Raw genomic sequence first — 17,418 nt, 5'->3', positions numbered from 1 at the left:
TGCTGTACCCAGCCGTGAGCAGGAGCCCTCCATGACCCTCGCCCCGCTGCTCGACGCGCTCACCGCCGACCCCGGCGTGGCCCGCGCCCTCGCCGCAGCCCGCGCCGGTGAGCCCACCGTCGACATCTCGGCGCCCACCGGTGCCCGGGCCGCCCTCGTGGCGGCGTTCGCCAAGGAGGCCGGGCGGCCGCTGCTCGCCGTCACCGCCACCACGCGGGAGGCCGAGGACCTCGTGTCGGCCCTGGGCTGCTTCCTCGACCACGAGCGGGTGGCCGACTTCCCCGCGTGGGAGACCCTGCCCCACGAGCGGCTGAGTCCCCGCAGCGACACCGTCGGCAAGCGCCTGGCCGTCCTGCGCCGGCTGCGCCACCCCGATCCCGACGACCCCACCTACGGCCCCCTCGACGTCGTCGTCGCCCCCGTCCGCGCGGTGCTCCAGCCCGTCGCCCGCGGGCTGGGCGACCTGCGACCGGTGGCCCTGCGCGCCGGCGACGAGGCACCCCTGGAGCAGGTCGTCGAGGACCTCGCGGCGGCTGCCTACTCCCGCACCGACCTGGTCGAGCGCCGTGGCGAGTTCGCCGTGCGCGGCGGCATCCTCGACGTCTTCCCGCCGACCGAGGACCACCCGGTCCGGGTCGAGTTCTGGGGCGACACGGTCGAGGAGATCCGCTGGTTCAAGGTCGCCGACCAGCGCAGCCTCGAGGTGGCCGAGCACGGCCTGTGGGCACCCCCGTGCCGCGAGGTGCTGCTCACCGAGTCGGTTCGCGCCCGCGCGGCAGCGCTCGTCGAGCAGCTGCCCGGCGCCGCCGACCTGCTGACCAAGCTGGCCGAGGGCATCGCGGTCGAGGGCATGGAGTCCCTCGCCCCGGCGCTGGTCGACGGCATGGAGAGCGTCCTGGACACCTTGCGCGAGGGCACGGCCGTGGTCGTCTGCGACCCCGAGCGCGTGCGCACCCGCGCCCACGACCTCGTCGCCACCAGCCAGGAGTTCCTCGACGCCGGCTGGGCCAACGCCGCTGCCGGCAACGCCGTGCCGATCGACCTGCAGGGCCTGCTCGGCACCGCCTCGTTCTGGAACCTGTCCGACCTTCGCGCGCACGCCCGCGAGTCGGGGATGCCGTGGTGGGACCTGGGCCCGTTCGTGGCCGACGAGGAACTCGCCGACGACGACGCCGTGGTCGTCAACACCGGTCTCGAGGAGGTGGCGCGCTATCGCGGGTCCACCCCCGAGGCGGTCGCCGACCTCCAGCGCTGGGTGGGTGACGGCTGGCGCGTCGTGGTGGTCACCGAGGGCCCCGGTATGGCGCGACGCGTCGCCGAGGTGCTCGCCGGCGAGTCGGTGCCCGCCCGCCTCGACGCCGACCTCGGCGACCTGACGGACGGCATGGTGCACCTGACCACCGGGTCCGTCGGCTCGGGGTTCCTCGCGCCCGGCAGCCGGTTCGCGCTGGTCACCGAGACCGACCTGACCGGCACCCCCGGCCAGGGCGGCTCGACCAAGGACATGCGCAAGATGCCCTCGCGGCGGCGCAACCAGGTCGACCCGCTGCAGCTGAAGCCCGGCGACCACGTCGTCCACGAGCAGCACGGCGTCGGCAAGTTCGTCGAGATGGTGCAGCGCAAGGTCGGTGACGCGACCCGCGAGTACCTCGTCATCGAGTACGCCCCGTCCAAGCGGGGACAGCCCGGTGACCGGCTCTTCGTGCCCACCGACCAGCTCGACCAGGTCACGCGCTACGTCGGGGGCGAGATGCCGGTCCTGAGCAAGATGGGCGGCTCCGACTGGAAGCAGACGAAGTCCAAGGCCCGCCGCTACGTCAAGCAGATCGCCGCCGAGCTCATCCAGCTCTACAGCGCGCGGATGGCGACCTCGGGCCACGCGTTCGCGCCCGACACCCCGTGGCAGCGCGAGCTCGAGGACGCCTTCGCCTACGTCGAGACGCCCGACCAGCTCAGCTCGATCGACGAGGTCAAGGCCGACATGGAGCGCACCGTGCCCATGGACCGCCTGATCTGTGGCGACGTCGGCTACGGCAAGACCGAGATCGCCGTGCGGGCCGCGTTCAAGGCGATCCAGGACGGCAAGCAGGTGGCAGTCCTCGTGCCGACCACCCTGCTGGTGCAACAGCACTTCCAGACGTTCTCCGAGCGCTACGCGCAGTTCCCCGTGACGGTCAAGGCGCTGTCGCGCTTCCAGTCCGACAAGGAGGCGAGGGAGACGATCGCGGGACTGGCCGACGGCTCGGTCGACCTCGTCATCGGCACCCACCGCCTGCTGTCCAAGGAGATCCGCTACAAGGACCTCGGCCTGGTCGTCATCGACGAGGAGCAGCGGTTCGGTGTCGAGCACAAGGAGCAGCTCAAGGCGCTGCGCACCGCCGTCGACATCCTCGCGATGTCGGCCACCCCGATCCCGCGCACGCTGGAGATGGCCGTCACCGGCATCCGCGAGATGTCGACCCTGGCCACGCCACCGGAGGAGCGCCACCCGGTGCTCACCTACGTCGGGGCCTACGAGGAGAAGCAGATCGTCGCCGCCATCAAGCGCGAGCTGCTCCGCGAGGGACAGGTGTTCCTCGTCCACAACAAGGTGTCGAGCATCGAGCGGGCCGCTGCCCGGATCCGCGAGCTCGTGCCCGAGGCCCGCGTCGCCACGGCCCACGGCAAGATGGGCGAGCACAAGCTCGAGCAGGTCGTGGTCGACTTCTGGGACAAGAAGTTCGACGTCCTCGTCTGCACGACGATCGTCGAGACCGGCCTCGACATCTCCAACGCCAACACGCTGATCGTGGAGCGGTCCGACGTCCTCGGCCTCTCCCAGCTCCACCAGCTGCGCGGTCGTGTCGGCCGAGGGCGCGAGCGGGCCTACTGCTACTTCCTCTACCCGCCGGAGAAGCCGATGACGGAGACGGCGCACGACCGCCTCCAGACCATGGCCAGCCACACCGACCTCGGCGCGGGCATCCAGATCGCGATGAAGGACCTCGAGATCCGCGGCGCGGGCAACCTGCTGGGCGGCGAGCAGTCCGGCCACATCGCCGGCGTCGGGTTCGACCTCTACGTCCGGCTCGTCGGCGAGGCCGTGGCCGAGTTCCGCGGCGACGGCGAGACCGCGCCGACCGAGATCAAGATCGAGCTGCCCGTCGACGCCCACCTGCCCCACGACTACGTGCCGGGGGAGCGGCTGCGGCTCGAGGCCTACAAGAAGCTCGCCAGCGTCGTCGACGAGGCGCAGCTGGGCGAGATCGAGGCCGAGCTGGTCGACCGCTACGGTCCGTTGCCCGAGCCGGTCCGCAACCTCATGGAGGTGGCCCGGCTGCGCACCGTGGCGCGGGCTGCCGGGGTGGGGGACATCTCCGTGCAGGGGAACTTCGTGCGGTTCGGCCCGGTCGACCTGCCGGAGTCCGCCCAGCTCCGGCTGCAGCGGCTCTACCCCAAGTCACTGGTCAAGGACACGGTGCATACGATTCTCGTGCCGAAGCCGATGACGGCGAGGGTGGCTGGCAAACCGCTGCGTGACACGGCAGTCTTGCAGTGGGCCAGCGACCTGATCCGCGCCGTCATGCTGGGCAGCGTCGCCGACGCCGCCCGGGTGGGCACCCGCGAGGGTGCGGTGCCGGCCCGGTGAGCGTGCACCTGTTGAGCACCTTTGTGAGCTTGGAGAGAGGGAAGTCGTGAAGGCATTTCGCGTCCTGCGTGGGTCGCTCGTGGCCGGGGTCGCCGTCGTCGTGCTGGGGGTGTCGGGCTGTGCGTCCGCCGACACCGCTGCCGTCGTCAACGGCCAGCGGATCACCGAGCAGGAGGCCCAGGAGGCGTCGCGGCAGATCCTCGAGGCGCAGCCCGACTCCGGCATCAGCACCGCCAACGCAGTGGCGAGCCTGGTCATGGCCCAGTTCATCAACACCGTCGCCGACGGCTCCGGCAAGGGGCTGTCGGACTCGGCCGCCCGCCAGGCCGTGGCCGCGATCGAGGACCCCTCGCCGGCCACGCTGCAGCTCGTCCGGGCCAGCCTGGCCTTCAACCAGATGACGAGCGAGGAGAAGGGCAGGGCGGTCGACCTCGCCTCCAAGGCCAAGATCACCATCAACCCGCGCTACGGCACGTTCGACCCCAAGAAGATCAGCTTCGACGCCAGCACCCCCAACTGGATCAAGGCCGAGCCCTCCGCCGCACCGCAGGGCTGACCACCCGGTGGCCCGGCGCCTGACCCTGCTCGTCGGCAGCCCGCGCATCGCCCCGGGACTGCTCACGCGTGCGGCGTGGCAGGCCCTCGACGCAGCGCAGGTCGTGCTGGCCCGCGACCCCGAGGAGCCCTTCGCCGACGCCCTCGTGCAGGCCGGCCTCGAGGTCGAGGCGGNGGTCTGGGTGGCCTCCCCCGACGGTGACCCCGGCCTCACCGACGCCGTCGCCTCCGAGGTCTCGCGCCTCGGCGACCCGCCTGAGGTCGAGGTGCTCGTCGGGTCGTGGGACGTCCCGGGCTCACGCCTCCTCGACGTCGTCGCCGTGATGGACCGGCTCCGCTCGCCCGGCGGCTGCCCATGGGACGCCGAGCAGACGCACGAGTCCCTGGTGAAGTACCTCATCGAGGAGGCGCACGAGGCGGCCGAGGCGATCGCGTCCGGCGACCTCGACCACATCCGCGAGGAGCTCGGCGACGTGCTGCTCCAGGTGGCGTTCCAGTCGCGGGTCGCGCAGGACGACCCCGTGGCGCCGTTCGACATCGACGACGTGGCGGGCGTGCTCGTCGACAAGCTCGTACGGCGCCACCCCCACGTGTTCGCCGACGGCGGCGCCTCGACCCCCGGTGAGGTCGAGGTCGCCTGGGAGCAGATCAAGGCGCAGGAGCGGGCGGCCAAGGCGCAGCACGGCGGCGGCGAGGCGGGGCACGAGGGGCTGCTGCACGGCATACCGAGCTCGCTGCCCGCCCTGCTCGCGGCGGAGAAGGTGGTGGCGCGATGGGAGCGCTCCGGGCGTGGGCCGCTCCCTGTCGGGCACGGCCTCGGCCACGAGCTGCTGGCGCTCGTGGCCCGGGCGAGGACCCAGGGCCTGGATGCCGAGGCAGAGCTGAGGGGGGCTGTCGCGGCGCTCGCTGCCACTCAGCCGCAGATCGACTGAGTGGGACGCCCCGGCAGGTAGCTGCGCCACTCGGCGACGGTGAGGTCGCGGCCGGCGGTGAGGCAGGCCGCCCGCACCCACTCGGCCGGGTCGAGGTCCCAGGTGTGGACACCGCCCTGGTCGTCGGCGACGTGCAGTCGTCGCCCGTCGTCGGAGAAGGCCACCGAGGCTGCGTCCGGGACCTTGATCGACCCCTGGAAGGTGCCACTGCGGTCCCACCACCCGACCTGTCCCTCGTTCGTCGTCGCCACGCGGCTGCCGTCCGGGGACCACACCACCGAGTACCCGGGGAAGGGAGGCACCGCAGCCGGCTGGGCCAGCCACCGTCGCCTCGCGGTGTCGACGATCCCCACCTCACCGCTGGAGGTGCCGACGAGGGCCCTGCCCCCCCGTGGTGCGAAGGCGATGGTGGCGCGGTCGCCGCCGTAGCCCAGGGGCGGCTCCACCACGCCGTCGACGTAGTCCACGACCCGGGTCTGGTCGCCGAAGGTGACGACGGTGCGCAGGTCCGGGCTGGGCTCGAGGCCCTGGACCGGCGGCGTCCTGCCGCCCTCCTTCGACGAGGTCACCTGCACGGGCTCGTGCACCGGCGCGAGGGTGCGCCCGTCGAGCACGTGCAGGCGGCCGGTCGTGCTGCCGACGAGCAGGAACCGGCCGTCGAGGGACCAGAACGCGATGCTCGCGCCCTCCGTCGCGCCCGTCGGGCCCGGTCGCGTGGTGCTGCCCTCCGCCTGGACCAGGGTGTGGGACGCGAGGTTGCGGCCGGTGGTGGCGTCCCAGATGCCCACCGTGCCATCACCCGTGGTGACGTTGAAGTGTCTGGAGTCCGGGCTCCAGGCGAGGTCGATCCAGCTCCGCTGGCGCAGCCTGACGTCGATCAACGGTCCCAGCGCCCCCGTGGCCCCGTCCCGCACCTGGACCGCGGCAGGGGAGCCCCACACGTAGCCGATCTTGCGGCGGTCGGGTGAGAAGCGGATGACCGCGGGCGCTTCGCGCGCGAGGGCCTCTCCCGGGTGCGTGCGCAGGAAGCTCCGATCACCGTCGAGGTCCCAGGCGAGCAGGAGGCCGCTCTGCTCCACGGTGTAGAGGGTCCTGGCGTCAGGGCTGAACCCGAGCGAGGCGCCGGACGGGTCCTCGTGGCGCAGCAGCTCGCGCGGCTGTCCGCCGGACAGGTCCCACGCCACAACCTCCTCCCCGGCGGAGGCCAGCCGACGGCCGTCCCGGGAGAAGGCCAGGGCGTCGGTCCGACCGTGGCCACTGAGGACCGCCCGGGTGGTGAGACTGTGCGTGTCGAGCAGCGCGACCTCGTCCCCGGCGCCCACCGCCAGCGTGCGCCCGTCGGGGTGCAGGCGCAGCTGGTCGCCGACCTCCCGGACGTCAAGGTCGGCCGCGTCCAGCATTACCGGTCCCCTGCCTCCGGCGAGGTCCACCACCCGCACGTGCCCACCTCCGGCGCCGTAGAGCGTGCGACCGTCGTCGGACACGACGGGTGAGTGGTCCTGGTCCCCGAGCTGCACGAGGGCGGCGGGCCTTCCGGGGGCGGTCAGGTCCCAGACCACGGTCACCGGTGGGGCTGCGCCCTCGCGGTGCAGCAGGCCGACGACGAGCCACCGGCCGTTGGGGCTGAACGACAGCTCCTGCTGCGCGTAGCGGTTGGACGGGACGCCACCGAGCTGGACGCTGCTCACGGCGCCGCGCTCGTCGAGCAGGGTGACCGCAGGTGGGTCGGAGGCTTCCCCGGTCAGCTCAGGCATCAGGGAGGCCGCGTACAGGTGGCCGTCCGGGCTCGACACGAGGCCCGGTCCGCGGACTTGGGGGTCGTGGTGCAGCTCCTGAAGGGTGCTCCCGTCGAACAGGGCCACCCCGTCGAAGGGCATCGCCAGGGCCACCTGGCCGGTCGCGGGATTCACCGTGAGGTTCACGGCCGTGCCGGTGCGGTGGGTCCGGAGCAGCTGGTGGGCCCGGTCGAGCGTCGCGAGCAGGTTCGTACGGGTGTCGACCGAGTCGTGGAGCCGGACCCCGGCTGCCGACAGCAGCAGGGAGCGGTCGAGGTCTGCCGCCCGCAGGCCCTCGGCACCCAGTCGACGCGCGTCGGCGGTGAGTGCCTGCTCGTCCGCGGCCACGGCCTGCTGGTCCGCGCGGTTCGCGGCGTTCTTCGCCAGGGCGCCTGCGACGATGGCCACGGCGAGAAGGACCGCGACGGTGGCCAGGCCTGCCCGCAGTCGTTGGTTCGACCTGCGCTCGGTGCGCACCTGGGCCTCGGTGGCCTCCTGCTCTGCGGTGTGCAGCCGGTCGGACGCGTCCAGGAAGTCCTGCTCCACCGCTGACAACGAGGGGTGGGTCCGTTCGCGCCACTCCTGCGCCGCGGCCCTGCGGACACCGCGGTAGAGCTCGCTGTCGGGACGGCCAAGCCCGTCCCAGCTCGTGGCCGCGAGGGTGAGCTGGCGCACGATGCGCAGTCCGTCGACGTCGTCGTCCAGCCAGGACCGCAGCCTCGGCCACGCCACGGCCAGGGTCTCATGAGCGATCTCGACGGTGTCGCCGTCGGCACTGAGCAGGCGCGCCGACACCAGCCGCTGCACCACCAGGCTGTGGTCCTCGTCGGTCTCGACGGCCCGGCGCGGCAGCCGCTGTCGGACCGGCTTGCCCGAGTCGTCCCGCCCCACCAGTCGGACCATGAGGTCCCGGAGGACCCGTCGCTGCGCCGCGGTGAGCTCCCCGAAGAGGCTCTCCGCGGAGTGCGAGATGGCACCCTGGATCCCACCGGTGGACTGGTATCCCGCGACGGTGAGGGTCTGCCCCTCCCGGCGACGCCAGGTCTGCCTCAGCACGTGCGAGAGCATCGGCAGGGCCGACGGCTCCCCTGCCACCTCACGGACGAGCAGGTCGACGAGCCCGGGTTCGAGCCGGAGCCCGGCCTGCTGTGCGGGCCCCTCGATGGCCAACCGGAGGTCGGGTGGGGTCATGGCTCCCAGGAGGTAGAGCCCGCGCTCGACGAGCCGGGCGAAGTCGGGGTGGGTGGCGAGCTCGCCGAGCCGGTCCGCGCGCAGCGACACGACGAGGAGACACCGGCCGTTGTCGGCGATCTCGCCGAGACGGTCGAAGAACTCGGCTCGGTCGGGCGAGTCGGAGTCGGCGTTGAAGGCCTCTTCGCACTGGTCGACGACGAGGGCATCGAGGGCAGCGAGGTCGACCGCCTCGAGGGAGATCAGGGGATCGACGCCCGGTGTCATGACCGTCACTCGTCGGCCGTCGGCCGTCAGGGCCGCTGCGACGCCGGCGCGGACCAGGGAGGACTTGCCGCAGCCGGACGGCCCCACGACGGCCAGCGCCCCCGTCCCGTCCAGTCGCCGGAGGCACGCCGCGGTGTCGGGCCGACGTCCGAAGAAGCCGGGCGCATCGTCGATGTCGTAGGCCGCGAGCCCCAGGTAGGGGCACTCGGTGCTCGTCGGTGGGACGGCCGGCGGCGGCAGCAGAGCGGGGTCCTGCCGCAGGATCCCCGTCTCCAGGTCGGTCAGGTCTCGACCGGGGTCCACGCCGAGCTCGTCGACGAGCAGGGCCTTGGCGCGCTGCAGGGTCTGCAGCGCGTCACCCTGGCGCCCGGCCTGGTACTGCGCCAGGGCCAGGAGACCCCAGCGGCGCTCCCGCTGCGGCTCCTCGGCCACGAGCCGGACTGCCTCGCCGAGGACGTCCTCGTAGCGGCCGACCCTGAGCAGGGCCTCTGCGTGCAGCTCCTCGGTGTCGCGCCACAGCTCCGTGAGCTGCTCGGCGGCGATCCGCCCCGGAGCCCAGTCGGCGAGGTCGACCAAGGGTTCGCCCCTCCACAGCCCACGCGCCAGACCGGTCACGTACAGGGCGCGCTCGGGGTTCCCGTCGGCCAACAGGTCGCGAGCCCTGGACACCAGGTGCTCGAAGTAGAGGTGGTCCAGCTCGTCCCGGTGCATGAGCAGCCGGTACCCGCGCGGAGAGGTCTGGATCGCGTCGGCACCGACGGCCTTGCGCAGGCGGACGATGCACCCCTGGACGACCTTGTGCCACGTCTCGGGCACGTGCTCGCCCCAGAGGCAGTCGGCCAGGGCCTCGGGGCTCACGTCCGTCCCGGGCCGGACGGCCAGGGCCTGCAGGACCACCCGGTCACGCTTGCCGAGGGTCGTGCGACCGCCGTCGACCTCGAGGGAACCGAGCAGCGCTATGCGCACGCTCATGACAGTGGTCCTGCGCAGGACGTGCGTCAACCGGTTTGCGAACCGGTCGTCATGCGCTGCCCGTCGCCGAAAACCGCTGGAGCACAACGGCACTCGACGTTATGCGGACGTACGGGAGGATGCTGCCAAAGGCCTCATGCCCTCCGATGCACCCACACATCGGCGGTTACCCGTCCTCGGCCGACCACGTCTGGTGCCAGACCTGACACCGGACTGACACCGGTCCGGAGCCGCCCCGGAACCGGTCCGTGCCACAACGGTCGTGGACACCCCGTCCGGCACGACACGACCACCCACGAAGAGGACAGGACCATGTCGCACACCACCAACATCCGCCGGGCGGCCTCCATCGCCGGAGCCACCGGCCTCGTAGCCCTTTCCATGGCCGGGCCGGCCAGCGCCCGCCCGGACCCCGGGAGCGGCAGCCCGGGCGAGCAGCACTGCACCACCTCCTGCTTCGAAGGAGGGACGGTCGGCGGCTCCTCCGGCGTAGGGACGGTCCTGACCGTCAACGACAACGGCGTGCAGGTCCTGCAGATCGGCGCCGGGCTCCTGGCCGGCGTCGCCCTCGCAGGTGCCGGGATGGCCGTCGTCTCGCGGCGCAGCCACGCCCACGCGGCGCACCCGGCCTGAGTCGGGACCAGGCGGCCCGCGGCCCGGTGCCCTCGGCGCCGGGCCGCCGGCTGCCGCGCTCCGACCAGTGGCCGCTGCGGCGGGGGCTCCCGGTCAGGGCAGGTTCGGGAGGGGCACGTGCCGACCCGTGCCGCTGTCGATGAGCGCCGCCCGCACGGCGCGGCCCTCGAGGGGGAGCACGTCGAACGCGTGGACGGCGGCCGTCGGCAGCAGGTCCTGGCTGGTCCCGGTGGTGAGGCTGCAGTGCGGCACCCAGCGCCCCGGCCGGTAGTGCCAGTGCAGGTCGGCGCCGGTGCCAGTGACGGCCTCGACGACCGCCTCCTGCCGCGCGAGCAGAGCGGGCGTGACTGCGGGGAGCAGGGCGGCTCGGCCGCGGGGGAAGAGCCCGACGGTGTCGAAGCGCAGGGCCAGCGGCGGCCCGTCGGGCAGCGCATCCACGGCGGCGGCCACGCGGTCCTCGTCGAACGTGCGCAGCACCGCATACGAGACGTGCGGCACGTGGCGGCGGTGGGTGTGCGTCAGCAGGGTCGGGATGCCGGCCGCCTCGAGCCCCGACCAGAGCCGGCGGACGGCGTGGTCGGTGTCGGGGTCGAGCAGCAGGCAGACCGCGAGTGCCACGGGTGCAGTCTGGCCGTGGAGTGGAGCGCGTGGCTACTTGCTTGATGTTCCAAGCAAGCCTTAGAGTTTCAAGCATGGGACTGACCGAGCGCGAGCGGGAGATCGTGGACCTCCTGCGGGCCGAGCCGCTCCTCGACGCCGCTGCCCTGGCCGAGCGCACCGGGTCCACCCGGGCAGCCGTCTCCGTGCACCTGTCCAACCTCACCCGCAAGGGCGCGATCCTCGGCCGGGGCTACCTCGTGCGGCCCGAGACCAGGTCCGTGGTCGTGGTCGGCGGGGCCAACATGGACATCAAGGCGCACTCGAGCCGCGCGGTCGAGCTGCACACCTCCAACCCCGGTGCGACCACCAGCACGCCGGGTGGGGTGGGGCGCAACATCGCCGAGAACCTCGCGCGGCTGGGCAGCCCGACCCACCTCGTCGCTCCCATCGGCCGCGACGCGTTCGGCGAGGAGGTCCTCGAGGCCACCCGTGCGGCAGGGGTGGTCGTCGACCACGTGGTGGCTACCCCCGAGGCGACCGGCACCTACCTCGCGGTGCTCGACGCCTCGGGCGAGCTCGTCGTGGCCGTCTCCAGCATGCGCGCGACGGACCTGCTGACCGTCGCCCAGCTCCTGCGCTCGCGGGACCTCATCGGCCACGCCGACCTGGTGGTGCTCGACGGCAACGTCCCCGCGGAAGCCGCCACGTGGGTCCTCGACCAGGCGGCTGCCGGTGGCGTACCGGTCGTGGTCGACCCCGTGAGCGTCGCCAAGGCGAGGCCGCTGGCCACCGTGCTGTCCCCCGAGCGGCCCGTGCTCGCCCTCACCCCCAACCTCGACGAGCTCGGCGCGATCGTGGGGGAGCCGGTCGCGCAGGCCCGGCCAGCGATCGCCCGGGCTGCGCGGCAGCTCCACGAGCGCGGCGTCGAGCACGTGTGGGTCCGCCGCGGCGTCCGCGGCAGCCTGCTCAGCTCACGCGAGCCCGGCGGCCGCGTCGCCGTGACCGTCATGCCCGCGCCCGGCGCGGAGGTCGTCGACGTGACGGGTGCGGGCGACTCGATGACGGCGGCGTTCGTGCACGCGCTGCTGCGCGGGGACTCCCCGGTCGACGCCGCACGGTTCGGCCAGGCGGCCGCCGCCCTCACCGTGGCGAGCGACCGGACGGTGCGGCCCGACCTCACCGCCCGTCTCGTCGACGCCGAGCTGCGTACGGCGCAGGGCTCCTGACGCCCGCGCCGAACCGGTCCGCCCACGACCCCGCCCCAGCCACGACCCCACCCCAGCCACACCACACCACAACCACACCAGACCAGACCAGACCAGGAGAACCGATGACCACGCCCCACCCCGCACTGCGCCTCTCGACCGAGGTCGCCCAGGCCCTGGCCGCAGGCCGCCCCGTGGTGGCGCTGGAGAGCACCATCATCAGCCACGGCATGCCCTACCCGCGCAACGTCGCGATGGCCGTCGAGGTGGAGCAGATCATCCGCGACGGGGGTGCGACTCCCGCCACGATCGCGGTCCTCGACGGCGTACCGCGCATCGGCCTGGACCGCGACGAGCTCGAGACCCTCGCCACCCACCCCGACGTCGCCAAGGTGAGCCTGCGCGACCTCCCGTACGTCGTGGCCCGCAAGGCGCACGGCGCGACCACGGTCGCCGCGACCATGCGGCTGGCTGCGCTGGCGGGGATCCGGGTCTTCGTCACGGGCGGCCTGGGTGGCGTGCACCGTGGCGCCGAGACCTCCTTCGACATCTCCGCCGACCTCACCGAGCTGGGCCAGACCGACGTCGCCGTCGTGTCGGCCGGGGTGAAGTCGATCCTCGACATCGGGCTCACCCTGGAGAAGCTGGAGACCCTCGGGGTGCCGGTCGTCGTCCACGGCAGCGACGAGTTCCCGTCGTTCTACTCCCGCTCCAGCGGCCACGCGGCGCCCCTGCGCGCCGACTCGGCCGACGAGCTGGCAGCGATGATGCAGGCCAAGTGGGACCTCGGCCTGCACGGCGCCCTCGCCGTGGCCAACCCCGTCCCCGTCGAGGACGAGATCCCGGCCGACGAGATCGGCGTCCTCATCGACCGGGCGCTCGCGGAGTGCGACGAGCGCGGGATCCACGGCAAGGACATCACGCCGTTCCTGCTCGGGCGCATCGTCGAGCTGTCCCAGGGCCGCTCGCTCGACACCAACATCGCCCTGGTGCGCAGCAACGCCCGCCTCGGCGCCGCGCTCGCCGTCGCATACCAGCGCGTCTCCTGAGGCTGGAGGACCTGGTCGCAGAGCACTGGTCACGGCCGGCCCGGCTCCGATTCGCAGGGTGAGGAAGGCTGTTGGCAGACTGGTCAGGCCGCGTTACCTTCGGGGCATGGACTCCGGGGTGGCCTCGTTGGTCAGCGGGTTCGGCGGGGCTGGGCTGGGGGCGCTCATCGGAGGCGGAGCGTCTTGGCTCACCATGCGCCATCAAGCTTCACTGGACGCGCATCGCCGCAGGATGGACAGGCTTGACGATGCTGCTGCAGAGCTCTCCCGGGCCGCGAACAGGGTCTGGACGGAACCAGACGGGCGGGCCGTCGCCCAGCTTCAGGAGCTGGTGCTCCTGGCCATGGGGCGCGCGCACGTTCCCAGTCCTGCTCTTGCGCAGAACCTCTCGAAACTCGTTCTACTTTTGGGTCGCGGCCGCAGTGCGGACGAGCTGAGGGAGGGAGCGCTGCGAATCTCGCTCGAAGTCAGCGCTTGGCTTGGTGATCCGGAGCGCTACGAGCGCCGGGGTGGAACTATCACCGCTGCCGAGACCGGGGATGCGTGACAGCACGGACGCGACCCACGCGCAGCACCCCGCCGTGCGCCGTCCGGCCTGCGGGTCGGTCGCCGACGGGGGGGCGGGCAGCGGGTAGCCTCGTGACGTACCCCTGTCCGGCACCCAGTTCAAGCACCGATGGAGAAGTCTGTGGCCACCATTGACGCAGTAGGCGCCCGCGAGATCCTCGACTCCCGGGGCAACCCCACGGTCGAGGTCGAGGTGGCCCTCGACGACGGCACCATCGCCCGGGCCGCGGTGCCCTCTGGCGCCTCCACGGGCGCGTTCGAGGCCGTCGAGCGCCGTGACGGCGACAAGAAGCGTTACCTCGGCAAGGGTGTCGAGCAGGCGGTGGACGCGGTCCTCGACGAGATCAACCCCAAGCTCGTCGGCTACGAGGCGAGCGAGCAGCGCATCATCGACGGCGTCATGCTCGACCTCGACGGCTCCGACAACAAGGGCAAGCTGGGCGCCAACGCGATCCTCGGGGTGTCCCTGGCCGTCGCCCGTGCCGCCGCGGAGTCCTCGGGCCTGCCGCTGTTCCGCTACGTCGGTGGCCCCAACGCGCACGTGCTGCCCGTCCCGATGATGAACATCCTCAACGGTGGCAGCCACGCCGACTCCAACGTCGACATCCAGGAGTTCATGATCGCCCCCATCGGCGCGGGCTCCTTCAAGGAGGCGCTGCGCTGGGGCGCGGAGGTCTACCACTCGCTCAAGGGCGTCCTCAAGGAGAAGGGCTTGGCCACCGGCCTCGGCGACGAGGGCGGTTTCGCCCCCAACCTCGAGTCCAACCGCGCCGCCCTCGACCTCATCCTCGAGGCCGTCGAGAAGGCCGGCTACGAGGTGGGCACCCAGATCGCCCTCGCCCTCGACGTCGCCGCCAGCGAGTTCCACAACGAGGACGGCACCTACCAGTTCGAGGGTGTCGCGAAGACCTCGGCCGAGATGGTCGACTACTACGCCGACCTCGTCGACTCCTACCCGCTGGTCTCCATCGAGGACCCGCTCGACGAGGAGGACTGGGACGGCTGGAAGGCCATGACCGACCGCCTCGGTGAGCGCGTCCAGATCGTCGGCGACGACCTCTTCGTCACCAACCCCGTGCGCCTGCAGCGCGGCATCGACTCCCGCACCGCCAACGCGCTCCTCGTCAAGGTCAACCAGATCGGCTCGCTGACCGAGACCCTCGACGCCGTCGACCTGGCCCACCGCAACGGCTACCGCTGCATGATGAGCCACCGTTCCGGCGAGACCGAGGACGTCACGATCGCCGACCTCGCCGTCGCCACCAACTGCGGCCAGATCAAGACCGGTGCCCCCGCGCGCTCCGAGCGGGTCGCCAAGTACAACCAGCTCCTGCGCATCGAGGAGGAGCTCGACGACGCCGCCCGCTACGCCGGCGCCGGCGCCTTCCCGCGCTTCACGCCCAAGGCCTGAGCCCGGCACGACCGGACCGGCAGACACGACCGAGGGGACCCATGGCAGGCACGGGACACGGCACGAACGGGCAGGGCAGGCAGCCCGCCCGTCGTCCGTCCGCACCCCGCTCCGGTGCAGGTGCACGGGGTACGGCGCGAGGCACCTCCGCGCGCCCCGGCGCCGGCCCGGGCCGGTCGCGTGCCACGGCCTCGGGTGCCGTCCGCAAGGCGGCGTCCGCGCAGGTCGCCACCGAGCGCAAGGCCTCCCGTGCCGTGCTGCGCGGCGTGGTGCTGGCCTCGATCGTGGTCCTGCTGGCCGTCATGCTGGTGCCGACGCTGCGCTCCTACCTGCGCCAGCAGGGCGAGATCGACGCGCTGCGCGGACAGGTCGGCGACCAGCGCTCGCAGGTCAGCGACCTGCAGAAGGAGCAGGCCCGCTGGAACGACGACGCCTACGTCCAGCAGCAGGCCCGTGAGCGGCTGAAGTTCGTCAAGGTCGGCGAGAAGTCCTACACCGTCATCGACGGCAAGCCCTCCGCGAAGGCGCTCCCCGGCGTGGCCAAGGCCCCCGCCGCCTCGAGCGACCACCCCTGGTACGGCCAGCTGTGGGAGTCGGTGAAGGTGGCCGACTCCGGACCCGCGGCGACCGGTACCGCCCCGTGACCGAGCAGCCCGGCACTCCCGCGGACGCACCCACCCAAGCCGACCTCGACGCCGTCGACGCCCAGCTCGGCCGCGTCCCGCGCGGCGTCGTGGCGGTGGCGCACCGCTGCCCGTGCGGACGGCCCGACGTGCTCACCACTGCGCCGCGGCTGCCCGACGGCACGCCCTTCCCCACGACCTTCTACGCCACGTGCCCCAAGCTGACCGGTGCCATCTCCACGCTCGAGACGAGCGGGCTGATGAAGGAGATGACCGAGCGGCTGGGCGCCGACGAGGAACTCGCCGCACGGTATGCCGCCGCGCACGAGGACTACCTCACCCGCCGATCCCGGCTCGGCACCGTCGCAGAGATCGAGGGCACGTCGGCCGGCGGCATGCCGACCCGCGTCAAGTGCCTGCACGTGCTGGTGGCCCACTCGCTCGCGGCCGGGCCGGGGGTCAACCCCCTCGGCGACGAGGCGCTCGCGCTGCTCGGCGACTGGTGGGCCGCGGGCTCGTGCGTCCCCGACGCGGCCGGCCCCCAGACGTGACCCACGACGTGACCCGAGTGACCCGCGTCGGCGCCGTCGACTGCGGCACCAACTCGATCCGCCTGCTCGTCGCGGACGTCGACCCCGGCACCGGCGCGCTGACGGACGTCCTGCGCCGCATGGAGGTCGTACGGCTCGGCCACGGCGTCGACCGCACCGGCCGGATAGACCCCGAGGCCATGCGACGCACGCTGTCCATGGCGGCCGAGTACGCCGCGCAGTGCCGCGAGCTCGGGGCCTCGGCCGTGCGCTTCGTGGCCACCTCCGCCTCCCGCGACGCCGACAACGCCGACGAGTTCGTGGCCGGGGTGCGCGACGCCTTCGCCCACTACGGCACCGCCCCGGAGGTCGTCTCCGGCGACGAGGAGGCGGCGCTGTCCTTCCGTGGCGCCACGGGCGACCTGCGCGCGGCCGGCATCCCCGGCCCCTACCTCGTCGTCGACCTCGGCGGCGGCTCGACCGAGCTCGTGCGCGGGGAGTCGACGGTGGAGGCGGCCAGGTCGGTCGACATCGGCTGCGTCCGCCTGACCGAGCGCCACCTGCACTCCGACCCGCCCTCGGAGGCGGAGCTCGCTGCGGCCACCCGCGACGTCGACGACGCCCTCGACCTCGCCGCCGAGCGCGTCCCGCTCGAGGGCGTCGCGACGCTGGTCGGCCTCGCCGGCAGCGTCACCACCGTGACCGCGCACGCCCTGCACCTGACGGAGTACGAGCCCGGCCGCATCCACCTCGCCGCGCTCACCCCGGCCGAGATGGTGGCAGCCTGCGACTCCCTGGTCCACCTGCCCCGCGCCGAGCGGGCCGCCCTGGGCTTCATGCACCCCGGCCGGGTCGACGTCATCGGCGCCGGTGCGCTCGTCTGGCGCGAGATCGTCCAGCGGCTCGCCGGCCTCGGGGTCGAGCGTGTGGTCGCCTCCGAGCACGACATCCTCGACGGCATCGCGCTGTCCGTGGCCGACGCAGACGCGACCACCTCTCGGGGGCCGGCCGCATAACCTTCGACCTCTCCTTCTCGTTGGCGTGGTGAGGCACATCACGCAGCGAAGGGTGGTGAGGTCCGGTCGACCAGCGCACCCGACCGGTGCCGGGGCACGGCGACGCCGACCCCGGGCGGCTGCGGGCTGCCCCGCTGCCGACCACACCACGGTCGCCGCTCGGGCCCGCGACCGGTGGCCTGGCGCGGTTGGGTGACCGGACGTACGGCGTGGTCTTCCTCCTCGTCGTCGGGCTGCTCTGCTCGCTGTCCGTCGCGGCGTACGGCCACGCCTTCACCCGCGTCGTCCGCGTGACGCTCGAGACCGACCGGATCGGCTCGCAGTTGCAGGAGGCCTCCGACGTCAAGCTGCGAGGGGTCATCGTGGGGGAGGTGCGTTCGATCGAGGTGACTGCGAGGGGGGCGCGGTTGGGGTTGGCGTTGAAGCCGGAGATGGTGGGGATGGTCCCGGCGGGTGTGTCGGCG

General features: G+C 72.9%; 13 protein-coding genes. 11 read left to right on the top strand and 2 right to left on the bottom strand.

Translation table 11 applies throughout. The annotated features are described in order from the left end of the window. Positions 1-31 precede the first annotated feature (31 nt). The 3 genes from mfd to ASG70_RS00060 all read left to right on the top strand — a co-directional run bounded on the left by mfd (position 32) and on the right by ASG70_RS00060 (position 5,115). Complete coding sequence (gene mfd / locus ASG70_RS00070) at positions 32-3,628, top strand: transcription-repair coupling factor (protein ID WP_056881831.1); 3,597 nt, start codon at positions 32-34, stop codon at positions 3,626-3,628. 46 nt (positions 3,629-3,674) lie between these two features. Further along, positions 3,675-4,184, top strand: a complete 510-nt coding sequence (locus ASG70_RS00065) for a hypothetical protein (RefSeq protein WP_056881830.1) — start codon at positions 3,675-3,677, stop codon at positions 4,182-4,184. Positions 4,185-4,506: 322 nt separating this feature from the next. Further along, positions 4,507-5,115 carry a MazG family protein gene (locus ASG70_RS00060; protein WP_235531288.1) on the top strand — a complete coding sequence of 203 codons (609 nt, stop codon included), beginning with the start codon at positions 4,507-4,509 and terminating at the stop codon, positions 5,113-5,115. Here the strand turns inward: ASG70_RS00060 and ASG70_RS00055 are convergent. After that, entirely contained in the window at positions 5,097-9,320 is a 4,224-nt protein-coding gene (locus tag ASG70_RS00055) for a BTAD domain-containing putative transcriptional regulator (protein WP_056881828.1), read from the bottom strand. The two genes, ASG70_RS00060 and ASG70_RS00055, sit on opposite strands and share 19 nt — an antisense overlap. A 312-nt stretch (positions 9,321-9,632) precedes the next feature. Here ASG70_RS00055 and ASG70_RS19095 point away from each other — a divergent pair, with 312 nt between their 5' ends. Continuing rightward, positions 9,633-9,953 (top strand): hypothetical protein, encoded by a 321-nt coding sequence (locus ASG70_RS19095; protein ID WP_056881827.1) that lies wholly within the window; start codon positions 9,633-9,635, stop codon positions 9,951-9,953. 93 nt (positions 9,954-10,046) lie between these two features. On the opposite strand, the gene ASG70_RS00045 is transcribed toward ASG70_RS19095, so the two are convergent. Continuing rightward, a complete protein-coding gene (locus ASG70_RS00045; protein WP_056881826.1) occupies positions 10,047-10,571 on the bottom strand; it encodes a 2'-5' RNA ligase family protein in 525 nt (174 codons plus the stop codon). Positions 10,572-10,645: 74 nt separating this feature from the next. Between ASG70_RS00045 and ASG70_RS00040 the strand changes: the two genes are divergently transcribed. From ASG70_RS00040 to ASG70_RS00005, 7 genes are all read left to right on the top strand, one after another. Then, a complete protein-coding gene (locus ASG70_RS00040) occupies positions 10,646-11,779 on the top strand; it encodes a carbohydrate kinase (protein WP_056881825.1) in 1,134 nt (377 codons plus the stop codon). 104 nt (positions 11,780-11,883) lie between these two features. Beyond that, positions 11,884-12,807, top strand: a complete 924-nt coding sequence (locus tag ASG70_RS00035) for a pseudouridine-5'-phosphate glycosidase (RefSeq protein WP_056881824.1) — start codon at positions 11,884-11,886, stop codon at positions 12,805-12,807. Positions 12,808-13,495: 688 nt separating this feature from the next. Further along, positions 13,496-14,785, top strand: a complete 1,290-nt coding sequence (gene eno / locus ASG70_RS00025) for a phosphopyruvate hydratase (RefSeq protein WP_056881822.1) — start codon at positions 13,496-13,498, stop codon at positions 14,783-14,785. A 41-nt stretch (positions 14,786-14,826) separates the two neighbouring features. Beyond that, positions 14,827-15,429 (top strand): septum formation initiator family protein, encoded by a 603-nt coding sequence (locus ASG70_RS18695; RefSeq protein ID WP_082589817.1) that lies wholly within the window; start codon positions 14,827-14,829, stop codon positions 15,427-15,429. Next, on the top strand, positions 15,426-15,959 hold the full coding sequence (locus tag ASG70_RS00015; RefSeq protein ID WP_056881821.1) for a DUF501 domain-containing protein: 534 nt from the start codon (positions 15,426-15,428) through the stop codon (positions 15,957-15,959). The genes ASG70_RS18695 and ASG70_RS00015 overlap by 4 nt, the downstream gene beginning before the upstream one ends. Before the next feature lie 17 nt (positions 15,960-15,976). Then, a complete protein-coding gene (locus ASG70_RS00010) occupies positions 15,977-16,954 on the top strand; it encodes a Ppx/GppA phosphatase family protein (protein WP_056882055.1) in 978 nt (325 codons plus the stop codon). Positions 16,955-17,142: 188 nt separating this feature from the next. Beyond that, positions 17,143-17,418, top strand: a 276-nt coding sequence (locus ASG70_RS00005) for an MlaD family protein (protein ID WP_235531271.1), incomplete at its 3' end; no start/stop codon positions are given.

This window comes from Phycicoccus sp. Soil748, from assembly GCF_001428025.1.
Classification (GTDB): Bacteria; Actinomycetota; Actinomycetes; order Actinomycetales; family Dermatophilaceae; genus Pedococcus.
This window is presented reverse-complemented; position numbering and strand designations above follow the sequence as displayed.

Excerpts from the sequence above, each read along its gene's own strand:
- ASG70_RS00055 (WP_056881828.1), bottom strand. The coding sequence starts at position 9,320 with ATGAGCGTGCGCATAGCGCTGCTCGGTTCCCTCGAGGTCGACGGCGGT.
- ASG70_RS19095 (WP_056881827.1), top strand. The coding sequence starts at position 9,633 with ATGTCGCACACCACCAACATCCGCCGGGCGGCCTCCATCGCCGGAGCC.
- ASG70_RS00035 (WP_056881824.1), top strand. The coding sequence starts at position 11,884 with ATGACCACGCCCCACCCCGCACTGCGCCTCTCGACCGAGGTCGCCCAG.
- ASG70_RS00060 (WP_235531288.1), top strand. The coding sequence starts at position 4,507 with ATGGACCGGCTCCGCTCGCCCGGCGGCTGCCCATGGGACGCCGAGCAG.
- ASG70_RS00040 (WP_056881825.1), top strand. The coding sequence starts at position 10,646 with ATGGGACTGACCGAGCGCGAGCGGGAGATCGTGGACCTCCTGCGGGCC.
- mfd (WP_056881831.1), top strand. The coding sequence starts at position 32 with ATGACCCTCGCCCCGCTGCTCGACGCGCTCACCGCCGACCCCGGCGTG.
- ASG70_RS18695 (WP_082589817.1), top strand. The coding sequence starts at position 14,827 with ATGGCAGGCACGGGACACGGCACGAACGGGCAGGGCAGGCAGCCCGCC.